This is a genomic window from Mariniblastus fucicola (genome assembly GCF_008087665.1).
GTDB lineage: Bacteria > Planctomycetota > Planctomycetia > Pirellulales > Pirellulaceae > Mariniblastus > Mariniblastus fucicola.
Map to the genome: position 1 here is coordinate 149,796 of NZ_CP042912.1, position 25,136 is coordinate 174,931.

The window sequence follows — 25,136 nt, forward strand, 5'->3', positions numbered from 1 at the left end:
AAAGCCCGTGTCACCCTGTTCTGTTAGTGCCCGACTTTGGATACGGAATCACGATCGTCGTGATCCACCAAAGCTGGATGTGGGTTTGCAACCCGAGCCAAATATTTGGTTCGCGGTCGGTTGTTAAGTTCCTCCAGCATCGTGTAAGCCCGCGGGTTGGCGTGAGCCTTCGCGACCTTGGATGCCTTGTTGTTCAAGTCACCGAACTCAATCGCCTGGGTCGGACATGCATCCTGACAAGCGGTTCTGATTTCGTTCGGTCCGATCTTGCGATTGCCTTCGGCCTTCGCCTGGATCTTGGTGTTCTGAATCCGCTGCACGCAATAGCTGCACTTCTCCATCACGCCGCGGCTGCGAATCGTGACTTCCGGATTCATCATCAGATTCTGCAAGTTGCGATCGCCATTGGAAAGCTTGTCAGCTCCTGGGTACTTCAGGAACGTCTTCGCGTCGCTGTAGTTGAAGAAGTTGAAACGACGAACTTTGTAAGGACAGTTGTTGCCGCAGTAACGAGTACCAATACAGCGGTTGTAAACCATGTCGTTCAGACCTTCGCGGCTGTGTACCGTCGCGGCAACAGGACAAACGGTCTCACAAGGAGCGTTTTCGCAATGGTGACAGGCAACCGGTTGGTGAACGATCACTTTGTCATCCGACTCCGCCGCTTCCTTGTTGTAAAGGTTGTTGCCGTAGTAGCGGTCGATGCGAAGCCAGTGCATTTCGCGACCACGCCAAACTTCCGCTCGCCCAACAACAGGAACATTGTTCTCCGCCTGGCAGGACGTCACGCAAGAGTTGCAACCGATACACTTGTTGAGGTCAATGGACATGCCCCAAACGTTCTCGTGAGCCGGGTTCTCTGCGGTGTAATCTTCGCGAGCACCCTTGGTCAGGTCGAACAACTCGTGATGCATGTGGAACGCTTCAGGCCATTGGGCTTTGTGTCCGTGGCCATGATCGTCGTCGTGATCGTGGTCGCCTTCTTCTTCAACCTTCGCAGGGATCACTGCCGGTGAAACCGGAACACCGGTGCCAGGGTTGAAGCTGACATTGGTCACGATTGGCAGCGAAGTGCTCTTCGGCAACTTCGTGCTGCGAGCCTCATCGTGATCGCCTTCATCGTGGCCATGATCGCCGTCGTCGTGGCTGTGGTCATCGTGATCGTGTTCGCCGATCGGATGTTTTTCGAGGAATGCCTGGTAGCTTTCCAAAGTTCCTTCGCGAATCAAAGACGAACGATCTGACTCGTTCTTTTCCTTGTTGCGGAACATGCGATTCTGAATCTCGCCGCGACCCTTCTCGTCGATCGTCCACGGTTCCTGAATCAAAGCCAGTTTGTAGTTGGTGCCCGAACCCGTGATGATCGAAGCATCCAGTCCGCTGGCGAAGTTCCAGGTATCGGCCGTTCGAAGTTTGTCCGAACTCTGCCCAACAGGCTTGACGCGATTCGCCAAATCACCGCCGACTCGACCCGCCATCGTGCGGCCATAGCCCAGTGGCAAACCGATTGAACCGTTGGCTTGTCCCGGCTGTACGTTAACCGGAAGTCGTACGCTTTCGCCGTTGTCCAGCGTGACCGTTGCCTTGGTGCTTTGCACCAGCCCAAGCGCCTCAGCGGTTTTCGGAGAAACCGAGATGATGCCATCCCAGGTGTGTTTCGAAATGAAGTCCGGAAGTTCCTGAAGCCAACCGTTGTTCGCGTAACGGCCATCGTAAACGCTGCGAGATGCGTGGAACACAACTTCCAGCTTGCCATCCCATTCGCCCTTCCAAGCATCGGTGGCTTCGATCGAAGCTTCGCCAGCTTTGACATCCGCAGGCTTGGCCTTTGTATCCGCAACAAAGCCATCGTGAACCGCTTTGGTCCAGGCTTCGCCCGAAACGCCAACAGATTCTTTCACGATGTCGATGCCCTTGGCTTGTTCGCCCGTCGCCAGAACAGCCAGCGTTTCAATCACTGACAGGCCGCCGAACAATGGATTGATCAAAGGCTGACCAACGCAGACCGAACCGTCCGAAGCCGCACCATCGCTCCACGACTCAAGCGGATGACAGACATTGCTGACCCACTTGCAAAGCTTGGACGTTTCGTTGCGGTAGAAAGAAACGTGCATCGAATTTGGAACCGAGGCAATCGCTTCGCCGACACCTGCAATACCTGCCGCCGCAAACGCCGGGTTGCCGCCAAGCACGACCAGCGTGCCGATCGATGCCGCTTCGTCGACGAACTTTTGCAGCGAATCAAGACAGCCATCACGATCGGCGTCCGGAGATTCGGTGTAGACAACTGTTTTTCCGGCGTTGCCGTACTTTTCGTTGAGGTAGTGAGCCATCGCGTGGACCTCAGCAGGCTGGCTGTTGCCAACCACGATCACGCCGGAGCCCGGATTGTCGATGAAGTCCTGAGCCATCGCTGCCAGAACGCGATCGCGATACGGCAGTGATTTATCAACCTCGGCTTCAGCAGTCGCGCCCTCAATCGCAGCGACCAGCGAACCGAGAAAACCGCCCATGTCGCTGGAACGAACCGAAAGGCGATGATCGGCCGAAGCACCCGTTTGCGAGAACTGACTTTCGATCGAATACATGCGACTCATCGAGCCGTGATCCGCGTCGCGTCCTTTGCCAAACCCGATCGCGTTGGAAATCGAATCCGCATCCATCCCGCCAAGAATATCCGCATCCAGCGTGATGATGACTTTGGCTTTATCCAGTTGGTAATGCGGACGGACGACTTTGCCAAACGCGGCTTTGGCACCGGCCCGAACGTTGTCATCGTTAACCGAAGCAAACGTGTACCATTTGGCCCCTTTGGCTTCGAGTGCTTTCTTCATACGAAGCACTGACGGCGATGAAGTTGGTTCGGCCAAAATCGCCAGCGAGCCTGCGTCCTGCGACGCCGCAGTCAGTTGGCCGAGAATTTCATCCGTTGTCGTTTCAGTGAACGCACGAGCAACCAGTTTCTCTTCCGGGTTTACTTTCAGCGGAGCACGCAAGCGATCCGGATCGTAAAACTCAAGAATCGTGGCTTGTGTGAAAGCCGTCGACGCACCCATCGAGCTTGGATGGCTTTTGTTTCCGTCAAGCTTGATCGGACGACCGTCGAAGTTCGTCGACATGATCGGCTGAGCCACGCCACCGAACTCGATCATCGAAGCAAACGTTTCCGGAATCCCGGGGATGCGACCCTGGGGACGGAAAGCAAACGGCACGATTTTTTCTTCTTCGAAACGGCAACCGGCAGCACCACCGAGCGCCAAAGACGCGCCCATGATCTGCAACCAGCGACGACGCGAAACGCCATCATCTTCGAATCCTTCGGTCGCAGAACCGAAATCGCGATCGATGGCTTCGTCGAAACCGTCCATGTTCTGGATGTCTTCCAGATCAGGAACAGTGTTGGACCCGGCGATGATTTGCTGGGCTTCTTTTTGATTTGAGTAAGGCTTGTTCATGTTCAGCAAGCTTCGCGTGAGCAGTTAGGTTGATGGCGATTGCAAAATGGCGATCGGACTAGCGGTGACAGGTCGAGCAACTGACATTTGGGTTGATGTTCAGCTTTTCTTTCCACATCGCTCCGTTAGCGACCGGATCTTCAATCTTCAGATCCAGTTGCGTGACCAAAGCCGGATCACGAAGGTGCTGTTCCGGTGCACGGTGGCAATCAAGGCACCATTTCATCGAGAGTGTTTCTTTCTGTTCAACGACTTCCATTTGATCAATGCGACCGTGGCAGGAAACACAACTGACGCCGCGTGAAATGTGAGCCGCGTGATTGAAGTAAACGAAGTCCGGCAAGTCGTGGACTCGCTCCCACTGCACGGGCTTGTCGTCGTTTTCCAGGCTGGTGCGGATCGGCGTCAGCAGCGTGCTGTCAGGGTGCACGATGCCAAGGTCACGACCGGCTTGCATGGTTCCGTTGACCATCGTTCCCGTCGTGCGGCTTCCGCCATGACAGTTGCCACACGTTGCCGAAGGCGGAATCGCAGCGTGTCCGGCTTTCTCGACCGTGTTGTGGCAGTAGCGACAATCCAGCTTCAGTTGGCCGGCATGCAGCTTGTGACTGAACGGAACGGGTTGCTTGGGCTTGTGCCCTACGTTGACGACCGAAGGATGAATCCCGGCGAACAGACAGGTTGCCAAATATCCGGCAACGCCTAGCCCGCCAAGAATCAACATGACCGTGAACTTGTTGACCCAGGTTGGAAAGTGGAACTCTTGCATAACGTTCACTCACCCGCGATTCGCGTGTCTGAGTGCCCTGATGGTTAAGTCGTTTTGTGATTGGTGCAGGAAGAAGACGCATCATATACAGATGCCATGTACGGACAGCTATAGACCGTCCGCGCACACTCCCTCCGAATGTTGCACAAGGATACCGCGTTTATCGGCTCGCATCGACCTGATAAAAAGTCGCACCCTCAATAGTGCAGTGTTTGACGCGTAATCTAGTTGCCCTGAAAAAGCCGCGGCAGATGTGTCAAAGTGTCGCAAGCCATTTGGTGCAATAAACTGCGCAAAGTTGGCGCGGCGATCGATACGATAAGCAAACTCGATTTCAAGCGATTAAGTGTGAGTTTAAAGGAATTCGCTTCGAGAAAGTTTCCTGATTTTGCTGGTAAGGAAGATTGCGGGCCGACAGTCGATGTGCCAGACGTCGCTACTCCAAGTCGGCCTAACTAATTGTGCAGCAACGCCGAATCGAACGATTGATTCCCGAAAAACGGAAGTTACAATCTGATGCAAATTGCTAAACAGGTTCGCTGTTTTGGAAATGCGTTTGTTCATATGGGTTTAGTAAGCAAGGCCAGCGTAAACCATGCTATCCAATGCTGCTCCGTTCAAGTGATCCAGAAAGTCCGCCAGCGGAACCTCGCGTCAACCTAATTATGGTTGCGGACCGCGGGAAAAAATCCGATCTCTGTATTCATTGCCAAATTATTTGGTCCACCGCGGATCTCTATGGGTCGAGGTCGAGTCCACCGCAGTAAAAGAAGATCGCTGTTTTGTAGTTTTGCCTGTTTCGGTAGCCGCCAACTCGTCGCTTGATCGACTGGATCTTGCTGTTGATTCCTTCGGCAACTCCGTTTGATATTCCACTGAAGGTGCAGTAGCTGACGACGTTGTCGATGCGAGTTTTGATCGTGCGTGCGACCTTCTTCATTGGCTCCAGCCGAGTGTGAATCACCTTGCGGTACCACCACCTGAAAAACTCTTTCGCCTCCTTGGCGGTGTCGTGATGCCAAAGATCGCGAAGCATCTCTTTGTAAGTCCATGCCTTGCCGGTTTCGAGTTTGAAAGAAAACAACGCATCAAGACGCTGCTGGCTTGATTCCTTGAGGTTGTCATAGTTCTTCAGAAACAGGTAACGAGTCCCTGTTAGCGTGTCGTCACCTTCGCTGCGGAGACGCTTGTTCTCTTGCTTGCGAACCTTGTCTACCGCTTCGTTGACCAGCTTCATCACATAAAAACGGTCGTGCACAATCTTTGTTTCTGCCAGGGGAATGTTGGACTTTGCAGCGTTCACAAAAGCAGAGCTCATGTCCATCGCGATGGCTTCGACGGTTTCGATTTGACCCGGTAAAAGTTGAGAAAAGCATTCGTTGGCGGCCTCTTTGTTGTGGCCTTCGGAGATCGCTTCAACCGTACTGTTGTCGAGGTCGTAAATCAGAGTAATGTAGTTCTGCCCTTTCTTGAAAGACTTCTCGTCGATGCCAATGTGAGGCAGTGGACTGGATTGCTTTCGAGCTTGCCCACGCTCGACGGCTCGCTCAAGAATCGTCCAGGTCGCTTCCCAGCCAGTTCGCAGAATCGTGCGAGCGCCTTCGATCGTTTGTGTTGCCTTGAGCAAGCGGATCGCAAAGGCCTCGAACATCAACGTGAAGCGACTGTTGGGACTGGACCAGGGAACTTGAACCAGTTTCACGCCGTGTTCGGGACAATCCACTCGGGGGATCGAAGCTTCCAGCATCGTCTTGAATTGGCAGCTGTCCAAGTGACGCCAGCGACGCGATGGAGAATGGTCATAGCAGCTCAATTTCTGATCGCACTGAGGGCAGCAGAACTTCGTGCCTTGTGCGTGACGCACACTAACGACGATCTCCCCAAGTTCCATGTTCAGATCAACGTTCGATACTTCCCAAGGCGTCTCAATGCCAAGGATCTGTTGATAAAGTTCCGTGTCTTGCATTTGCGTTCTCCTTTACAGAGAATTCTGCAAGACCCACAAACTTCCGCGATGGACCAATTATTGTCAGCACAATATCTGCCAAACACGTATCGGTTACAAAACCATCCAAGAATATTTCGATGCCATTTTGACCAACCATATGGTCATGTTCGACTTTGCCATATACATCACATCGTTGCCGGCAATGCAGAAAATTGAGCCACGCCTCTGTTTGCTGCAAAATTTGAAGTCGTCTTCGCTTTCAGTTGCAAAAGAAGCAAGCACCACGGACTCGACGAAAATATCAAAGTGCTCCAACTTTGTGTTGTTACACGAGTAGGTGGTGCATCCAACGAGGTTATCCCGTGCCTGACTGAAACGCATCTCCATGCGAGATGCACGTTCAAGCGGGTTTTAAGGCTTCAGTTCGTATCCGTGGTTCAGCCAGAAAGCCGGGTGATCGTCACTCGTTTGGAAAAACAGGCTTGAATGTCGCATCCGTCCAGCTGTTGGCGATCATTGTATTTGCCGACGAATTGAAGTCGCGTAGAATCGCCGACGAGCTGTGTGCTGTAGTTGGCTGGTCGCGGGGAAGGATCGAGCGGACAGGGGTCGACGATCTCCGCCTCCGGAAGTTGATCGTGGTCTGAAAAGTCCGGCAGGTTGATGTTGATCAGCGTACGCGGCGTTAGAGTTTTAGCCAGGCAATGCCGCAGGGATCTGGCCGTCAACGTTGCCGCGTTCGACCAGTCAAACGGTTCACCGAAGTACAGTCGATGCTGGGAGATCGCGATCGCAGGTCGCCCGAACAGAGTCGCCTCCCGGGCGGCAGCGACTGTGCCGGAGACATAAACGTCGGCTCCCAGATTTCCGCCATTGTTGACACCGGACAGCACCAAATCAAATTTGGTTTTGAGCTGTGTTTCGAGTTGCGTCAGCGCGATCCTCACGCAGTCCGCTGGCGTCCCGTCGATCGACCAGGCCTTCGCCGAGCGTTGTTGCAGATTCAAAGGCCGATTGAGCGTGACCTGATGGCTGACTCCAGACTGCTCGGTTTCCGGCGCGACGATCGTACAGTCTCCAAACTCACTGGCCACGTCGGCAAGCGTCGAAATCCCGGGAGCGTCCCAACCATCGTCGTTGGAGATCAGAATCTTCATGTTGTTGATTGCGTCGAAGCGAGGGAAGAACTAGCCGACTTTGAGAGCGGGCGCCGATTTCGGAGCGGGGCGGTCCAGTTGAATTTCCCGAGCCCACGGCAGGTTGTACAGATACCAGTCAGCACACTGTTCCAGTCCGTCATCGATCGAAATCGTCGGTTCCCAGTCCAGTAGCTGTTTTGCTTTCGAGATATCCGCCCATGTGGACTGCATATCAGCTTCGTGCGGGTCACGATATTCGACCATTGGTTTGCGGCCGAAACGGGAAGCCAGTTTTTGGATGATCGCGTTAAGCGACACCGGTTTTTCACCGCCGCCAAGATTGATGATCTCAAAGCCCAAGGGCTTGAGCGCACGAACGGTTCCCTCTGCGATGTCGTCGACGAAAGTGAAATCTCGTGACTGTTCGCCGTCGCCAAAAATCTGAATCGGTTCCCCTTCCGCGATCCAGCGGACAAAGCGAAAGATTCCCATGTCGGGTCGTCCTGCCGGGCCATAGACCGTGAAGTAGCGGACGACCGAAACGTCGATGTCAAACAGGTGATGGTATGACCACGCCATCGATTCCGCGGCCTTTTTCGATGCCGCGTAGGGTGAAATCGGAGTGTTGACTGGCAAGGATTCCAGGAACGGCATCTGCTGTCCGGCGTAGAGACTGGACGTCGACGCAAGCACGTACTTTCGAACACCCGCGTGGCGCATGGCTTCGAGCAGGTTCAGATTTCCGACCCCGTTGGTTGTCATGTAGACATGGGGATTTTCCAGGCTGTAGCGAACACCGACTGCTGCGGCGAGATTGATTACCGCGTCGAATTTGTGTTGTTCAAAGATGCGATCGACTTGGTCGCGATTTTCGATGCCGGCCTGATCGAACGAAAAACCGACCTGCATCAACAAGGGCTCGAGCCGGTGGAACTTTAGCGAGATGTCGTAGTAGTCGTTGAGGTCATCGACACCATGCACCTGATGCCCTTCGCCAAGCAGTTTTGCTGCAACGCGAGATCCAATGAAGCCAGCACACCCTGTGATCAAATACTTCACAACCAACGCTACCCTGCCGGAGCCAATCTTCCTGATTCACGCATACATTGTGGCGGAATCAGGGATGTGGCCCAATAGCAGTTGCCGATAAATGCCGGCGCTGTCAGCGGGGTTCGAGTCATGGAAAACGGAAAACGATTGCTTACTGTGCAGCAGTTTTGTTCTTGTCGAGGAACTTCTGACGCAGGATATCACGTGCTTGCAGATAGCGAGACTTGATCTCGTCCTTGACTCCGGGTCCAAGCTCGCCGTAGTGCTGAACGAAAACCTGTACCTGGTAAGTTTCCGAGCTGAACAAACTGCGACGCACGCGATGCGACATCCGGTTCTTGGCACGAGTCAGGAACGACTCCAGCGTTCCGACATTGATCGGCGCCTGCTCTGGTTCGCCAGCCCCGTTGAAGTGACTGAACAGCAGGTAGGCTTTTTCGCCAGTTTCCTTCGTAAAGGTAGCTTCCACAATGTCCCAGGTTTCTTCGCCGTCCGGGACGTCAGGTTGGATAACGACGCGATTGGAAAGTTTCCAGCCGCTGTTCCGATAACAAGTCGTCAGCTCATGCCAGCCCGGGAACGTTTGATCAAACGAAACAACGGCGTTGCAGTTTGGAGCCCGATACTGCCAAACGTCTGAGCGACGTCCCAGGTCTGAACCGCGGTCACGCTTTTGCATCTGATAGCCAGTGCCCTCGACGAGAGCCCAGTTTTGCAGCTGGGTTGGCATGTCTTCTTCAACCATCGGCTGAGTGATGTCGGCGTCGAAGAACTGGACTTTTAATCCCGGTTGGAACAGAGCCCGTGCCACGTCGGAAGCTTGCCACAAACCGCCGACGGCAAGGATGATCGCCACGATCCATGCGAATTGCGTCGACGAAGCTTTAACCGAGACGACTTTGCGCTTCTTCTTTTTCTCTGAATCGTTCAGATCCTCCTGGCCCGAAACCAGCTGATTCCAGAACTTGGTGATCAGTTTTCCGAACGGTCCGGCCTCGCCCATTTCGGTATCTACAGGACCGAACAGGAACAGCAGCAATTGATCAGTACTCAGCAACAATGCCAGTCCGATCACCAAAGCTCCCCAGCCCAAAAAGATGTGACCGATGCCGTGAGTCAGGTCCGCGATACCGTTTACGTCCAGAACTGGAATCAGCAGGATTCGCAGCACGTTGATAAACATCGCCCAGAAAACAGCCGCATAGACCAGAGCCATCGCACGGAAACCCACCAGTCCCCAAATGATGAAAGCGACGCCTATATAAAACATGAACGGTAGCGTGATGCTGGCCGCGAGACAGACAAGGCCCAGGATCGACAAAATCGTTCCACCGGCGAGGTTTGTTTTGATTCGCCGGAACACCACCATCATGACAACAGCGATGAACAGCAGCGTAAAGAACGACTGAACGCCACTGCAGGCCTCTTCAATTCCGTAGCCCACTTTTCCCGGAACCAGGATCTGAGTTCCGTCCAGATAGTGGCCAAGGCCCAACAAATCCAGCAGTCGGCTGGTCAGCCACGCGCTTTGACGCTGCAGCGTCGTGATCAGAGTCGTGTCCCAGCGAAACGGCAGCGGCAGGAAAACGAACAGCGGCAAAGCAGCCGTCCACAAACTGTTGCTGCGATCGGTATCGACGACTTTCAGCAGAAAGCTGGTGATCAACAGCATCACGCTGGCAGCGCAGAACCATGGTTCCACAAACAGGAAAGATCCAAAGCCCATCATCAGCCCCAAACCGAGCAACACGTTGCTGGCGGTGCTTTCACGGAACGGAACCTTTTCCTCTCGCGGCCAGCGAGACCAGACGATCGCGGCGGTCGCGAACAACGCCAGCCAAACCGTTTGGTAGTGCGTCTTGCTCATCATCTGTCGAAAGAACAACAGGAACATCGGCAGTTGGGCTCCGATCGCCACCAGATAAGGCAGCCCAATTTTCATCAGGCTCTGGTTGCTGGTGGAGGAAGATCTCGATTTTGAATCGCTCGAAGCGGCAGTCGCTGTGGCCATGAGATTTGGATCAAAACGTTGTTCGGTACTAGGGAAACAATGAGTTTAGCTGAGTGTCCCGGTGAGTCCAGACGAACCTGTTGAGGGACACTCGTGCAAAAGGCGACAAAATCGACATTATCGAAAAATCGCGAACGGAACTCACCCCAGATTGCCGATTTGCCAATAATTGCGGAAAAGGCATTTACGGTCCTTAGCTCGTTGATAAGCTTGACCTAACCGGCTCAAACCTCGCCAATTGTGGAGTTTTGCACCAAGCCGGACTGTTGGCGACGCTGACAGAAAATTAACTTTCGCGAATTTGAGTTGGCAGCCAGATCGGCTGTTTCTGTTCTGAAGGGGCATTCAATGTGTCACCCAAAGGGACGGAGTCCGTTTCGGCAAATTCAAAAATTCGACTCTCAAAAAATCACCTTCCTGATGCAAGACTGGTCAAAAAAGAGAGCTTTCGTTTCTGGCCATCGCGGCATGGTTGGCGGAGCGGTCGTTCGAGCTCTGCAGGCTTCGAACTGTGGTGACATCGTAACGCGAACCCGAGCCGAACTGGATCTTTGTGATCAGGCGGCCGTCAATTCGTTCTTCGCGGAATCTAAAATCGATGTCGTGATCTTCTGTGCGGGAAAAGTTGGCGGCATTCACGCCAACAACACCTACCCTGCCGAGTTCATGCATCAAAACCTCTCGATGGCGGTTAACTCCATCGATGCGGCCTACCGCAATCAGGTTTCCAGGTTTCTGTATCTGGGAAGCACGTGCATCTATCCGGGAAAGGCTCCTCAGCCGATGACGGAAGACAGCCTGCTGACCAGCCCGCTTGAAAAAACGAACGAAGCGTACGCCCTTGCCAAGATTGCTGGCCTGAAAATGTGCGAGTTCTATCGCCGCCAGTACAACGTCCTGTTTCATTCTACGATGCCGACCAATCTTTATGGGCCGGGCGACAACTACCATCCAGAGAACTCCCATGTGTTGCCCGCACTGGTGCGGCGGTTCCACGAAGCCAAAGAATCAAACGCTGATTCCGTGAGCATCTGGGGAACAGGCACGCCACGCAGAGAATTTCTCCATGTCGACGATTTGGCGTCCGGGCTGTTGCACTTGTGCTCGTTGGCCGATCCGCCTGATCTGGTGAACGTGGGAACCGGAAGCGACATTTCAATTTTGGAATTGGCCACCAAAGTCGCGGAGGTCGTCGGTTTTCAGGGAGAAATTGTGACCGACCCGACCAAGCCTGACGGAACGATGGTCAAGCGAACGGACATGACGTTGATGCAGTCGACTGGCTGGCAGGCGTCGATCAGCCTGGACGACGGATTGCGTCAGGCTTACGCAGATTTTCTCGCAGAAGTCCAACAAGGAGTCTTGCGAGAAGTCTGAAGATGGACGCGACCCTCACAATTTCTGAAGTAAGAAATTCCGTTGGCCCACTTGGCTCACGCTTTTCCTGGACCGGTTCGCCGAGGCTGCCATTAAAGAGATGGCTAACACTTTCACTTTGTTCCGAACTTTCGAACCAAAGCACACTTAAACTGAGAATACCCAATGAGTGAACAAACAAAAATCTGTTGTCTTGGGGCCGGCTACGTTGGTGGCCCAACGATGGCCATGATCGCGCATCAGTGCCCGGACATTGACGTTCACGTTGTCGATTTGAATCCGAAACGCATCGCCGCATGGAACTCGGAAGAACTGCCCGTCTATGAGCCAGGTTTGTATGACGTGGTTAAGCAGGCTCGCGGCCGCAATCTGAAATTCACAACCGATGTGCCGGGTGCGATCCGCGAAGCCAACATGTGTTTCATTTCGGTCAACACGCCCACCAAAACGTTTGGTATCGGAGCCGGCCGCGCGGCGAACCTTGAATTCGTCGAAAAGTGTGCTCGCACGATTGCGGAATACTCTGACAGTGACAAAGTGGTTGTCGAAAAGTCGACGCTTCCTGTTCGCACCGCCGAGTCCGTCCAGCGGATTCTGAATTCGTCAAGCTCTGGCGTCAAGTTCAGCGTCCTGAGCAACCCGGAGTTCCTTGCCGAAGGAACCGCGGTGGATGACTTGCTCAATCCCGATCGCATTCTGATTGGTGGCGACAATGACGTTGCGATCGAGAAACTTGCGGATGTTTACAAGCATTGGGTTCCGGATGAAAGAATCATTCGTACGAACCTGTGGAGCAGTGAGCTTTCAAAATTGACCGCCAACGCATTTTTGGCTCAACGAGTCAGCTCGATCAACGCCATTTCGGCGCTTTGCGAAGCGACCGGAGCCGACGTAGATGAAGTCGCCGGTGCGATCGGCACGGATTCAAGAATCGGGCCGCGGTTCCTCAAGGCTTCGGTTGGCTTTGGGGGATCCTGTTTCCAAAAAGACATTTTGAATCTGGTTTACCTTTGCGAACATTTCGGATTGCCGGAAGTTGCCCAGTATTGGGAACAGGTCATCGTCATGAACGACTATCAAAAACGTCGTTTCTCGACTCGCATCGTGAAGAAAATGTTCAACACGGTTTCGGACAAGAAGATCGCGATCTGGGGTTTTGCGTTCAAGAAAGACACCAACGATACACGTGAATCGGCAGCGATTTATGTCTGCCGTGACCTGCTCGAAGAGCGAGCCCGAATCACGATTTACGATCCGCAGGTCAGCCTTGAGCAAATTCGTCAGGACCTCGAGTACCTGATGGCCGGTCCGGGTGGCGTGCTGACCGAGGCTCAACGGGAGCTTCTTTACAACAACGTCACGGTTACATCGAGTGCCAAAGCGGCTGCTGATGGAGCTCACGCGATTGCCGTGATGACGGAATGGGATGAGTTCAGCGACCAGGACTTTGATTCCATCTATCAATCCATGATGAAGCCGGCTTTCGTATTTGACGGCCGCAACGTTCTCGATGCTCAACAGCTTTCCGATGCCGGATTTGAAATCGAAAGCATCGGTAAGTCTTAAGCCTATCCTTACAAACTTCTTCCAGGCAAAACTCAGAAAATGAAAAAAGCGCTCATCACCGGTATCACTGGCCAGGATGGCTCCTACCTCGCCGAACTCCTTCTCGAAAAGGGATACGAAGTTCACGGCATCGTTCGTCGCAGTAGCTCGTTCAACACTCAGCGAATCGATCACATTTATCAGGATCCGCATGAAAAAACACCGAAGCTGTTTTTGCACTACGGCGATCTGACCGACGGACAAGGCATTACGAATCTGGTTTTGGACGTGGAGCCGGATGAGATTTATAACCTTGGCGCTCAAAGCCACGTACGCGTCTCGTTTGATGCTCCTGCCTACACGGTAAGCGTTGTGGGCATTGGCGCATTGAATATTCTGGAAGCTGCTCGCCAATTGAAGCAAACGAAAGAAACTCGCGTCTATCAGGCATCTTCGTCGGAGATGTACGGTGACGTGTTCGAGACACCGCAGACGGAAAAGACTCCGTTTTGTCCGCAGTCGCCTTATGCTTGTGCGAAAGTTTATGCGTTTCATCAAACGGTCAACTATCGCAACGCTTACGACATGTTTGCGGTTAATGGAATTCTGTTCAATCACGAATCACCTCGTCGTGGTGAAACGTTTGTAACACGCAAGATCACACGTGCAGCGACTCGGATCAAGCTGGGTCTGCAGGAGAAATTGTATCTTGGCAACCTCGATGCAAAACGTGACTGGGGTTATGCCAAAGACTATGTCGAAGGCATGTGGATGATGCTTCAGGCAGAAAAGCCGGACGACTACGTGTTGGCGACAGGCGAAACGCAAACGATTCGCCAATTCCTGGATTACACCTTTGAGTACCTGGATCTTGATTGGAACAAGTACGTCGAGATCGATCCCCGCTACTTCCGTCCAACGGAAGTGAACTTGCTGCTAGGTGACTGCACCAAAGCGAAAGAAAAGCTTGGCTGGGTCGCCAAAACCAGCTGTAAGGAATTGGCCGAGTTGATGGTCGATCATGACCTTGAATTGGCGCAACAGGAAACTGTCCAAAGTGGTATCGCTTAGTCTTTCCTGTCGGTTTCGATGCGGTTGTTTGGTGTTGGCGACCGAAGATCGAAACGGCGATAGTTTTCGGGCAATTTGCCCAATGTTTTCTTTTTATAAAGGTATTTGAGTATCCCCAATCCTTACCTACTGACTGGCTGTGCCGGATTTATCGGAGCACGAACGGCGCAGTTGCTTCTTGACGAGGGTCATGAAGTTGTCGGCATCGACAACATGAATGATTACTACGATGTGCGGCTTAAAGAGCATCGCCTGAATCTCTTGAAGGAGTACGGTTCATTTGAGTTTCGTCAGATCGACGTCGAGCATACAAACGACGTGTTGGATCTCTTTGCAGAGTATCAGTTCAAAACGGTACTGAATTTGGCTGCGAGAGCGGGCGTGCGGTACAGCATGGTCAATCCGTTTATCTACATGGGGACAAATGGAATGGGAACGCTGAACTTGCTTGAGGGGATGCGAGAGCACGGTGGAAAGAAATTCGTTTTGGCTTCGACGTCTTCGCTCTACGCGGGACAACCAATGCCGTTTTTGGAATCGCTGCCGGTGAATACGCCGATCTCTCCGTATGCATCAAGCAAAAAATCAGCGGAAGCGATGTCATTTACTTACCATCATCTTTACGGAATCGACGTTTCGATTCTGCGCTATTTTACCGTATACGGACCAGCTGATCGTCCCGACATGGCAATCCATCGTTTCATACAGTGGATTGATAAAGGCGTGCCGATCAAACTCTACGGTGACGGCGAACAATCTCGCGACTTTACTTTCGTGGACGATATTGCAAACGGAACAATCGCCGCAACCAGGCCGCTCGGGTACGAGATCATCAATCTTGGTGGCGGTAACAATCCAATCACGATCAACTCTGTAATAGAAAAAATCGAAAACCTGCTGGGCAAGAAGGCTGAGATCAATCGTTTGCCAATGCACAAGGCTGACATGGTTTCGACTTGGGCGAATATTGACAAGGCAGGTGAAAAGTTGGGTTGGGGTCCAGGAATCTCACTTGATGAAGGCTTGGAGCGCTGCGTGAACTGGTATCGAGAAAACCTTCCTTGGTCGGCGACGATTGACCTTGGGGCAAAAAACTGAACGCTTGCCACTGTCCGGAACCAGGAGCAGCAAGTTTGCATCTCCAACTGGGCAAATCACACAAAGTATGGTTAAAGACAATATGAAAATTCTGGTAACGGGCGCTGCAGGCTTTATTGGGAGCAATCTTTGTCGTTACTTGTTGAATGACTGTTCCCACTCGGTTGTTGCAGTGGATAGCCTGACCTATGCAGGCAACTTGGCCTCGCTGGACGATTTGCGGTCAGACGATCGCTTCATATTCGTTGCCGCAAGCATATGTCATGAAGACGCAATGAAAGGCATCTTTGAAACGCAACAGCCGGATGCCGTAATGCACCTTGCGGCTGAGTCACACGTGGACCGTTCGATTGATGGGCCGGACGAGTTTATTCAAACCAACATCGTAGGAACCTATAAGCTATTGCAAATATCTCGCAACTACTTCGAGTCCCTTGAAGCGAGCAGAAAAGAAGTTTTCCGCTTTCATCATATTTCAACCGATGAAGTGTACGGTTCGCTCGAACCTGATGCCCCTGCCTTTTCGGAGAAAACGCCTTACGACCCCCACTCGCCATATTCAGCCAGTAAAGCAGCCTCCGACCACTTGGTCAGAGCTTGGTGTGATACATATGGGCTCCCTGTTGTACTGACGAATTGTTCAAACAACTATGGACCCTACCAATTTCCAGAAAAGCTGATTCCGGTGGTGATCCTGAAAGCGATACGGGGTGAACCAATACCCGTGTACGGAAAGGGTGAAAACATACGTGATTGGTTATACGTCAGAGATCATGTCCGTGCTCTTGAGCTTGTATTGACGAAAGGGCACGTCGGCGAAACGTACAATATTGGCGGTGACAACGAGCAACGAAATATCGACCTTGTCAACATGGTCTGCAAGATTTTGGACGAGGTTAGCCCGCCGATTCAGAACGGACTGAGTATCGATTCCTACTCAGAGTTGATCACTTTTGTGAAAGACCGCCCCGGGCACGACATGCGCTATGCAATTGATGCTTCAAAAATCAAGCAAGGGCTCGGTTGGGCTCCGGAAGAAGATTTCGCAAGTGGCTTTCGGAAAACGATATCGTGGTATCTCGAAAATGAGGCTTGGTGGAAAGAGATTCTGTCAGGGAATTATCAATTGTCGCGTCAAGGCTTGTCGCCCACAGGAGAGTCATCGTGAAAGGCATTATCTTAGCTGGCGGATCTGGGACTCGTTTGCATCCATTGACGGTTGCCGTTAGTAAGCAACTTCTTCCAGTTTACGACAAGCCAATGATCTACTATCCGCTGTCAGTATTGATGCTGGCTGGAATCAGGGAGGTACTGATCATATCGACACCCCATGACCTTCCTCAATTTAAACGACTTTTAGGCGATGGAGCGAACTTGGGTTGCAGGTTTACCTATGCGGTGCAGGAAGTCCCCAACGGACTCGCACAAGCGTTCGTCATCGGTGCGGAGTTTATCAGTGACGACAAAGTTGCATTGATTCTTGGCGACAATATTTTCTACGGTTCCGGATTCGCGAATCTAATTCGGCAGCAAAACAATCCAAGCGGCGGCGTTGTTTTTGCATACGAAGTGAAAAATCCATCTGCGTATGGCGTAGTTGAGTTTGACGAGAACGGAAGAGCGGTTTCGCTAGAGGAAAAACCGGAAAACCCAAAATCAAATTTTGCGATTCCGGGCATTTATTTTTACGACAATCAAGTCGTGGACATAGCGAAAAACCTTCAGCCATCAGCACGTGGCGAATATGAAATAACCGACGTCAACAAGGAGTATTTGAGGCGTGAACAATTGAAAGTTGCACAATTGAGTCGTGGTGTCGCATGGCTGGATACTGGGACGTTTACTTCGTTGGCTGATGCCAGTGATTACGTAAGGGTAATTCAGCAAAGACAGGGTCTTAGCATTGGTTGTATTGAAGAAGTTGCATTCCGCGAAGGTTTCATCAAGCACAACGACTTGATTTCACTTGCGGAAAAATACGGTAAAAGCGGATATGGTGACTACTTGAAAGGGCTGCCCAAATGATTGCACTTCTCGGATCTACGGGATATGTCGGCAAGTACTTCGCCAAACATTTGGCAGATCAGAACATTGATTTTCTAACTCTGAGCCGCAGTGACACTGCTGGCTACTCTGTAGACAGCCTTGCGGCCAAATTAAGAAAAGAGCGAGTAGATTTTCTAATATGCGCCGCTGGGTTCACTGGCAAACCCAATGTCGATGCGTGTGAAATACAAAAAAGTGAGTGTATTGATGGTAATGCAGTCCTGCCAGGATTCTTGTCGCGCGTCGCTGCAGATGTTGGGATTAGATGGGGACACGTTTCATCTGGCTGCATCTACAACGGAGAATCGCCGAGTAAGGACGGTTTTAAAGAAACAGACGCACCAAATTTTTCTTTCCGTACCAACAACTGCAGTTTTTACTCTGGAACCAAGGCTCTTGGTGAAGAGGTTCTGGCAGATGATAGAAATTGTTTTGTTTGGAGGTTGAGGATTCCATTCAGCAACGTTGATTCGCCACGAAATTACCTTTCGAAACTTATGCGGTACGACCGTCTATTGGAAGCGCGAAACAGTCTTTCAAACTTGGATGACTATGTTCGCGCATGTCTAAAATGCGTTACAGGTTCAGTCCCAACGGGAGTGTATAACTTGACGAATCCAGGTTCGGTAACGACACGGCAAGTGGTCGAAAAAATGCTGGAGCTGGGCGTTGCAAAAGGTGATTTCTCATTTTTTGACGACGAGGCAGCGTTTATGATCTCTGCAGCGAAAACCCCGAGATCAAATTGTGTTTTGAATTCTCAAAAGGCCGTTGATGCAGGATTGGAAATGCCAGATGTTCTCGATTCGATTGAGCGTTCTTTGCAGAATTGGCAATCTGAATGCGAAAAAAAATAAGGAAAGAATTTGTCTCAACCCAACCAGTTTAATCCAGCATACGTCGGGTCAAGATCCGACGTTCGAAATCTTGTACCTCAGGCCGTCAATAAGCTGCTCGATGTAGGGTGCTCCAACGGATCGTTGGGCAAGCAACTCAAACAGGATATACCTGAGCTAACTGTGCATGGCATTGACTATGACGAAGCGATGCTTCGTGTTGCTGAAAAGTCACTTGACAAAGCATGTCGTGTTGACCTCAACGAAAGACCAATTCAAACTGATTTCTTGGAGAAGTACCAATGCATTCTATTTGCCGATATTTTGGAGCACTTAGCCTATCCAACTGAAATTCTGAGCCACTTTGTCGAAAACCATTTGGCACCTGATGGTTGTGTTGTTGTCAGCGTTCCGAATGCTTCACATTTAACGATGTTGTTTTCATTGTTGAAGTGCCGTTTGCCTGCGAGAGATCGCGGCATTTTTGATCGCACTCATCTTCGTTGGTTTTGTAAGGCTAACGTCTATGAATTGGCGGAAAGTGTTGGAATGGTTGTTGTCGATATGAAGCGGAATTATCGATTTCGTGATCAGCCGGGTGGAAAATTGAATCGAATGGCAAGACCGATTGGTCAAGTACTATGGCCGTTCAGGGAGTTTCTTGCATATCAGTATGTTGTTCGGTTTGAATATCGAACCTGAAACAATTGCACCTGTTCCCAAGAACTCGTCCAAGCTTTTCAGTGATGCAGGTGGTGGCGCTGAAGTTATCAAAGTTGGACTTGGGAGGTCGTTTTTAGGCAGCACTTTGGTGACAGCGGTCGCGAACGTGTTGGTTGGGGCAATTGCGTTGTTGGCTTCAATTCCAATTCAAAAATTGCTTCACCCAAGCGATTATGGACTGCTTGGAATGGTAGTTTTTTTTGTTGGCCTTGCCAACATTTTAAAAGACGGAGGTCTCTCTGCTGCCACTGTCCAGCGGAAAAACTTTTTGGAAATTCATGCGTCTACACTATTTTGGGTCAATGTAGGACTAGGCTTAGTCGCGGCGACTACTATCGCCATTTCTGGTCCACTGTTCGCATGGATTTACTCTGAACCACGATTGAAGCCCATTGCTCCGCTTTTGGCAATTCCAATCTTCATTTCTTCTCTTTCGCAACAGCATCTTGCAATTCTACGTCGAAATTTACACTTCCGCTCCATCGCAATCATTCGGGTAGCTTCAGCGATCATTTCAGCTGGAGTGGCGTTTGGAGTGGCTTATGTTTTTCGAAACTACATCGCGATCATCGCAATGCAGATTACTTCTGGACTCTTGACTTTGGTCGGTGCTTGGGTTGCAGCTAAGTGGATGCCAAAGTTCAGGGTTAATTTCTCCGAAACACTTGGATTCCTTGGTTTTGGCAAGAACGTCACCTTTTTTTCGATAATGGTTTACTTCACGAGAAATTTGGATAATTTTTTGATTGGTAGGCAGTTCGGAACTATAGAACTTGGTCAGTATACGCGGGCATATGCATATCTGTTGAATCCACTTTCCCAAGTTACATCTCCAGTAAACGGGGTTTTAAACAGTTATTTGCCAAAACTTTTAGATGAGCCGGCGAAGTTTAGACGCATTTACGTAAAGTGTATCGAGACCGTCCTGTTAGCCGCTTGTCCAATAGGTATCGTTGCAGTTTCGACGGCGGATCTGTTGGTAGAAGCCGTGTTCGGAAACGCTTGGTTGACAAGTGGCCAAGTAATCAGAGTCTTGGGAATTTGTTTGTTCGCTCAGCCCTTAACTTCTCTGTTGGGAGCTTTGTTTCTGTCTCAAGACAGGTCAAGAGAAATGGTCCGGTGCGGTGTCTGGACAAGCTTGGTTACTGTCGCATCTTTTTTCCTTGGTCTGCCATGGGGGGCTTTAGGCGTAGCGGTCGCATACACATCTGCCTTTTTTCTGTTGCAGTTGCCGCTTGCAATTTATTTTTCTGGCGGGCGTGGGATTGTTCGTAGTAACGAGCTTGTGTCGATAATTGTGAGTCACCTCGGATATGTCTTTTGCGCCCTTGCCATAACGCTGAGCTATCGATATTGGATTTTTGACCAGCAAGAATCACTGTTGATCTCTCTCTTGGTGATTTGCGTGGTTTCCCCAATAGCTTGCGCATTTGTTTTTACAAGGAAGCGAGCCCTCATTATCGAGCTAGTTTGTTTGGCCAAGAACTTTGTATTTACGAGGTCGTCGTAATATGGGGAGTGTGTCACCTGATTCGGAGCTTCAGTCATTAAGCTTTTCGAACCGCGTTTTGGCATTGGTCGTTACATTTAACGGTGAAAAATATATACGTGAATGCTTGCGGCGACTATTGGAGTCCGAGTTGCCAACGGATGTACTGGTCGTGGACAACAATTCGAGCGACCAGACGACGAAGATAATTGCTGATGAATTTCCTGAGGTACATTTGTATCATTCGCAACGGAATCTTGGTTTTGGACGAGCCAACAACGTGGGAATGAGGCAGTTTCTGAATTCGGATATGTCCTATCTATTCTTGGTCAACCAAGATCTATACGTCGAGCCCGATACTATCGGTGAACTAATCAAATTGATGGAAGGCGATTCAGAAATCGACATTTCAGGACCCGTGCAGCTTGATGGCACCGGGGAAAATGTTGATTTCATGTTCCGTAGATATTTGGCAAGGTTCACACCCACACTGTTGGATGACTTTCTGTTGAACGGAAAGCTGGAAGATTTTTATCCAACACGGTTCATCAACGCTGCTGCGTGGATGATGTCTAAGGATTGCGTACGGAAACTTGGCGTATTCGATCCGTTGTTTCCCCACTACGGTGAAGATACGGACTACCTCAACCGCGCTCGGTTTCACGGTTCAAAAGTCTGTGTTGCACCAAATGTGTTTGTAAGACATGATCGACCCCAAGTTCGTAACGTTAGCGGATTTAGAAAGAAGTCCAATTGGCACTTGGTCAAGAACTTCATTGTTCTAAAAGATGTTAATGAGAATATTGTTAGTGCAATAGGCAGGCTGCATTTAAAGTTGGTGCATCGAACAGCAAAGGAACTGTTTGTAAATCGAGACATTGTTGGACTCTTGGCTTTAATGTCTGCGTCATTTCGGACCGTATTGGCGCTGCCGAAAATTCTGCGACATAGAGGTGTATCAAGTGGCAGCGATGGTGCATTTATTTGCAATGGCTCCAATGATTCGAATGCCGAACAATCGGAATGAAATGGAATTGTCTGCGGTTGAAATGGGGCAAAAGCGACCGAGTTGTGATGTTTGGGATATATGTTCTAAGCAATGAGTGAGCTCATATTCAAGCGAATTCATCCAACGGGCGTCATTTCGTACGGGAGACTGGCGTTGCAGTATCAAACAGCAATCTGGTCCTAGGGAGCCTGCAAAAGAAGTGTCGAACTGCAAAATTCTATACTTTCATCACTCTGTTGGCACTGGAGGCGCTCCGCGCAGTTTGGCATATTTAATAGCTGGACTGGATAGAACCAAATACGATCCGGTGGTTGTAGTTCCGAAAAAGTCCAGCAATGCATTCGTCCGAGAGATTTTTGAGGCTGCCAATGCGACTGTACTTGAACATGTGGATATTCAGCCGTTTCATGGATCTCAGGTGGCGCCATACCATAGTTTTCGAAAAAGGGCACGTGCGCTTTGGGTATATCCAAAACTCGTTAGGGCTGCGAGGCAACTTGTTGGCGATGTCAAGCCAGACATCGTTCATTTGAACTCAACTTGCCTGGTAGGCGCGGCAAAGGGGGCACATCAGGCGATAGCAGGGGTGCCTACAATTGCTCATGTGCGTGAGCCATTGTTGGAGAATTGGTGGGGCAGGAATCTTGCGTCCTTGAATCGAAAACATGTTGACTATTTTATCGGTATCGACCAATACGGTATCGATTCTCTCCAACTAAAAGAGAATGACGCATCTGTTATCTTCAATTTCGTCGACAGGAAAAAATTCGCGCCGGTAAACGAGGAGGTTCGAGCAAAGTATCGAGAGAGCTTTGGGTGGAAGCCAGGCCAAACAGTGTTTCTCTCTCTTGCACGAATCGAGCCATACAACGGGGCTGCAGAGTTAGCCGAACTTGTCGGTGAATTGGACTCTCGCCTCGATAGATCGGCAACGTTTGTTTTTGCAGGCTTTCGCGAGACAGATACCGCGTATCAAACCCGAGCACGAACGGCAATTGGACTTAGTTCGCGATGTCATGCGCTCCAGTTCACTGAGGATGTTGTCAAAGCAATCAATGCCGCAGATGTGATTGTAGTGCCTTATATTACTCCCCATAGTGCCCGCAGTGTTTTCGAAGCTGCGGCAATTGGGAAGCCAGCACTCGTCTCAAAAGTTCCAAATTTGGAAGAGCTGGTAGTAGATGGCAAGACGGGATTGGTTTTTGATTGGAAGTTGCCGGAATCCATCGTCGATCTGGTTAATCAATTGTGTTGTCCCATCCGTGAAACGCTGGGGACTGCAGCGTTTGAACGTGCCGCAGCAGAGTTTGATCAAGTTACGAATACGCTTAGAACGGAAGAAGTTTACCGTAAGCTTTTGCACTTGGAGGACAGCTGATGAACACCTCCATCGTTGGGGAGAAACTCATCATTTGCAGCGGGATGAAACGGTCCGGCTCTACATTGCAATTTAATATTGTCAGAGCGCTCTTGGCGGCAAATTCGATTGATTTTGAAAACTTAAAATACTTGCCGGGAGATCAACTTGGATTGCTCGCTAAAAGCAGGCAGCTTGGCAAGCCTGCGTTGCTGAAATGTCACGAACTCGAAAATGTCGTAAGTCTCGATCTACCCAAGATAATTCTATATACCGTTCGAGATCCTCGCGACGCTTACCTGTCTGCAAAACTAAAATGGAACAAGGATATCGGAGATCTTCCAGAGATTGTTGATGCATTCGTCTGCAGTTATCGTTTAGCCAGCCGCACAGAGGGAGTCCTGATTCAAAGGTATGAAGAGTTGTTCGGCAATGAACGAGAAGCAATCGAGACGGTTGGGCAGTTTCTAGGTTTGAATTCTAATCAATCTGTGAAAGATTCAATATTGAATGAGGTTTCGGTTGAGAGTGTAAGAGCTGGTTTGGCGACAAGGATGCTGGTGGCGGCGCGGAATCGATTTCGTCCCATTCTGGTTAATTATCCAATAGCAAAAAAGATGTCTTGGCCACTTCGTGTTGGCTATTCGTTCTGGAATCATCGTCGATTGGCCAAAAGCAAAACTCAGTTGCACATTGACCATATCTCTCGAAATAACGGACAGATCGGAATGTGGGAGAGCCAATTGGAATCAGCTGAACTGGACATGTTTGCGAACAAGTACGCATCTGTCATTGAAGAAATGGGATATCGGAATTGCAAGTGACGTTGAATTCAATTTGCAATGAGTGGAAGATCAGATGAAGGTGCTCATTTGTTCCGCAATTCCGCTTGACCGCACGACGGCAAATCTAAACCGATTGACAAGGATGCAGCAGTCACTCGAAATGCATCAAGTCCACGCTAGGATTGTTGGATTTCAGTCTGGCTTGGGTGTTGCCTGGAAGGAAGTTGTCATGCCCTGTGGAAATTCGGCGATAGCGTTTGACCCGAAATTGACAGGTGCAAAGGGGTATTGCAACGCGATTCGCCAAGGTGCTCAGGCTGCCAACTTTTATCGGAGCTTCCTTCCGGATTTAGTTAAGCAGTTTCAGGTAGACGGCGTAATTGCCTACCACCCACAAGGGCAGACAGTGGGCGCAATTTTGGATGCCGGGCACGCAAGCGGCTGCTTTGTCGTTGCGGATATGGTCGAGTTGTTTCGTTTGAATTCGTACTATTTCTTCAACGGCACAAACTATCAACAGTATCGGTTGCGGCGAAATGTACTTCCAAACGTTGATGGGGTGATTGGAATATCGCATGGATGGTGCGACTGGTGTGATCAGCGTGGTATTCGAAACGTCTGGTGTCCATCGTTTGCCTTGGATCAACCCTCAAGAGAGTTGCCGACTCCCAAAGGAAATCCTTTTGTGCTGGCAGTTGCGGGACAATGGAATAGTCGAGAGATGCCGATGGCTTTCTTGGCAGCCGTAGAAATTTGCGTTTCAAGAGGATTGGACGTGCGGCTCCGGGTTGTCGGAAACACAGGGAAGTCCCGGCAGCAGCGCGTGGCCATGCAGATGGTTCAGTCAAGCGGGCAATTAAAGGATCGAGTTGAGTTCACGGGTTTCATTAAAGATCCGAAAGACTTTAGCAAAGCCTTTCTCGATGCTGACGCATTTATTTTGTTGCGCAACGATACGCTTGAAACGAACATGTTGTTCCCGACGAGACTTCCGGAGTTTATGGTGACTGGCAATCCTGTCGTTCTTTCCGAAGTTGGGTGTTTTTCACAATGTTTTGAACACCGGGTCGATGTGTCCTTTGTTTCCCCAGACAACGATCCAGAGGACATCGCGGATGAAATCGAGTTTTTGATAAAGAACCCTGATAAACGCCATACGATTGGGCAAAACGGTCGAAGAAAAATGCTGGAAGAGTTTTCTTTGGCAACGCTCGGTCGGCGTTTGACACAATTCCTGAAAGAGACTCAAATTCGATCCGACCTTGGATCTCGCAATGGTGGACCGAGCCATGCATAGCGAAAGAGTCGCGACCCCCTTTTCTCCTTTGTGTCGTTCAGAACTTCTTTTTCTCTAAGTCTTTCAATATGGAAATCCGCCAAACTCGACGAAATATACTGGGGCACCAGTACAGGAAACTGAAGTTTTCC

The 25,136-nt window shown here is 50.5% G+C and carries 19 protein-coding genes; 13 read left to right on the forward strand and 6 right to left on the reverse strand.

What is annotated here, in order from left to right; genetic code table 11:
• Positions 1-23: 23 nt before the first annotated feature.
• The 6 genes from MFFC18_RS00590 to xrtU form a co-directional block, all read right to left on the reverse strand.
• A complete protein-coding gene (locus tag MFFC18_RS00590) occupies positions 24-3,455 on the reverse strand; it encodes a Fe-S-cluster-containing hydrogenase (RefSeq protein WP_238381311.1) in 3,432 nt (1,143 codons plus the stop codon).
• A 58-nt stretch (positions 3,456-3,513) separates the two neighbouring features.
• Positions 3,514-4,224: a cytochrome c3 family protein gene (locus tag MFFC18_RS00595; RefSeq protein ID WP_075085665.1), complete on the reverse strand. Its 711-nt coding sequence runs from the start codon at positions 4,222-4,224 to the stop codon at positions 3,514-3,516.
• Between the two features lie 736 nt (positions 4,225-4,960).
• Positions 4,961-6,190, reverse strand: coding sequence for an ISL3 family transposase (locus MFFC18_RS00600; protein WP_075082882.1), 1,230 nt, complete (start codon positions 6,188-6,190; stop codon positions 4,961-4,963).
• A gap of 419 nt (positions 6,191-6,609) precedes the next feature.
• The gene (gene surE, locus MFFC18_RS00605; RefSeq protein ID WP_075082884.1) at positions 6,610-7,329 is read right to left on the reverse strand and encodes a 5'/3'-nucleotidase SurE; all 720 of its coding nucleotides are present in this window, start codon (positions 7,327-7,329) and stop codon (positions 6,610-6,612) included.
• Between the two features lie 30 nt (positions 7,330-7,359).
• Positions 7,360-8,370: an NAD-dependent epimerase/dehydratase family protein gene (locus tag MFFC18_RS00610; RefSeq protein ID WP_075082912.1), complete on the reverse strand. Its 1,011-nt coding sequence runs from the start codon at positions 8,368-8,370 to the stop codon at positions 7,360-7,362.
• A 142-nt stretch (positions 8,371-8,512) separates the two neighbouring features.
• Entirely contained in the window at positions 8,513-10,372 is a 1,860-nt protein-coding gene (gene xrtU / locus MFFC18_RS00615) for an exosortase U (protein ID WP_075082885.1), read from the reverse strand.
• 420 nt (positions 10,373-10,792) lie between these two features.
• On the opposite strand from xrtU, the gene MFFC18_RS00620 reads away from it, so the two are divergent.
• From MFFC18_RS00620 to MFFC18_RS00680, 13 genes are all read left to right on the forward strand, one after another.
• Positions 10,793-11,749 carry a GDP-L-fucose synthase family protein gene (locus MFFC18_RS00620; RefSeq protein WP_075082886.1) on the forward strand — a complete coding sequence of 319 codons (957 nt, stop codon included), beginning with the start codon at positions 10,793-10,795 and terminating at the stop codon, positions 11,747-11,749.
• Between the two features lie 165 nt (positions 11,750-11,914).
• Complete coding sequence (locus MFFC18_RS00625; protein WP_075082887.1) at positions 11,915-13,315, forward strand: UDP-glucose 6-dehydrogenase; 1,401 nt, start codon at positions 11,915-11,917, stop codon at positions 13,313-13,315.
• 39 nt (positions 13,316-13,354) lie between these two features.
• Entirely contained in the window at positions 13,355-14,365 is a 1,011-nt protein-coding gene (gene gmd, locus MFFC18_RS00630; RefSeq protein ID WP_075082888.1) for a GDP-mannose 4,6-dehydratase, read from the forward strand.
• Positions 14,366-14,470: 105 nt separating this feature from the next.
• Complete coding sequence (locus MFFC18_RS00635; protein ID WP_075082889.1) at positions 14,471-15,463, forward strand: GDP-mannose 4,6-dehydratase; 993 nt, start codon at positions 14,471-14,473, stop codon at positions 15,461-15,463.
• Positions 15,464-15,545: 82 nt separating this feature from the next.
• Complete coding sequence (gene rfbB / locus MFFC18_RS00640) at positions 15,546-16,631, forward strand: dTDP-glucose 4,6-dehydratase (RefSeq protein ID WP_075082913.1); 1,086 nt, start codon at positions 15,546-15,548, stop codon at positions 16,629-16,631.
• Positions 16,628-17,488 (forward strand): glucose-1-phosphate thymidylyltransferase RfbA, encoded by an 861-nt coding sequence (rfbA, locus tag MFFC18_RS00645; RefSeq protein ID WP_075082890.1) that lies wholly within the window; start codon positions 16,628-16,630, stop codon positions 17,486-17,488. The genes rfbB and rfbA overlap by 4 nt, the downstream gene beginning before the upstream one ends.
• Complete coding sequence (locus tag MFFC18_RS00650) at positions 17,485-18,366, forward strand: sugar nucleotide-binding protein (protein ID WP_075082891.1); 882 nt, start codon at positions 17,485-17,487, stop codon at positions 18,364-18,366. The genes rfbA and MFFC18_RS00650 overlap by 4 nt, the downstream gene beginning before the upstream one ends.
• Positions 18,367-18,375: 9 nt before the next feature.
• Positions 18,376-19,047, forward strand: a complete 672-nt coding sequence (locus tag MFFC18_RS00655) for a class I SAM-dependent methyltransferase (protein WP_075082892.1) — start codon at positions 18,376-18,378, stop codon at positions 19,045-19,047.
• Positions 19,007-20,578, forward strand: a complete 1,572-nt coding sequence (locus MFFC18_RS00660; protein ID WP_148618573.1) for a lipopolysaccharide biosynthesis protein — start codon at positions 19,007-19,009, stop codon at positions 20,576-20,578. The genes MFFC18_RS00655 and MFFC18_RS00660 overlap by 41 nt, the downstream gene beginning before the upstream one ends.
• A 1-nt stretch (position 20,579) precedes the next feature.
• Complete coding sequence (locus MFFC18_RS00665) at positions 20,580-21,584, forward strand: glycosyltransferase family 2 protein (protein WP_075082894.1); 1,005 nt, start codon at positions 20,580-20,582, stop codon at positions 21,582-21,584.
• Between the two features lie 181 nt (positions 21,585-21,765).
• Positions 21,766-22,944 carry a glycosyltransferase family 4 protein gene (locus MFFC18_RS00670; protein WP_261340516.1) on the forward strand — a complete coding sequence of 393 codons (1,179 nt, stop codon included), beginning with the start codon at positions 21,766-21,768 and terminating at the stop codon, positions 22,942-22,944.
• Complete coding sequence (locus tag MFFC18_RS00675) at positions 22,944-23,747, forward strand: sulfotransferase family protein (protein WP_075082896.1); 804 nt, start codon at positions 22,944-22,946, stop codon at positions 23,745-23,747. The genes MFFC18_RS00670 and MFFC18_RS00675 overlap by 1 nt, the downstream gene beginning before the upstream one ends.
• 22 nt (positions 23,748-23,769) lie before the next feature.
• Positions 23,770-25,005, forward strand: coding sequence for a glycosyltransferase (locus MFFC18_RS00680; protein WP_075082897.1), 1,236 nt, complete (start codon positions 23,770-23,772; stop codon positions 25,003-25,005).
• The last annotated feature ends 131 nt before the right edge of the window (positions 25,006-25,136 follow it).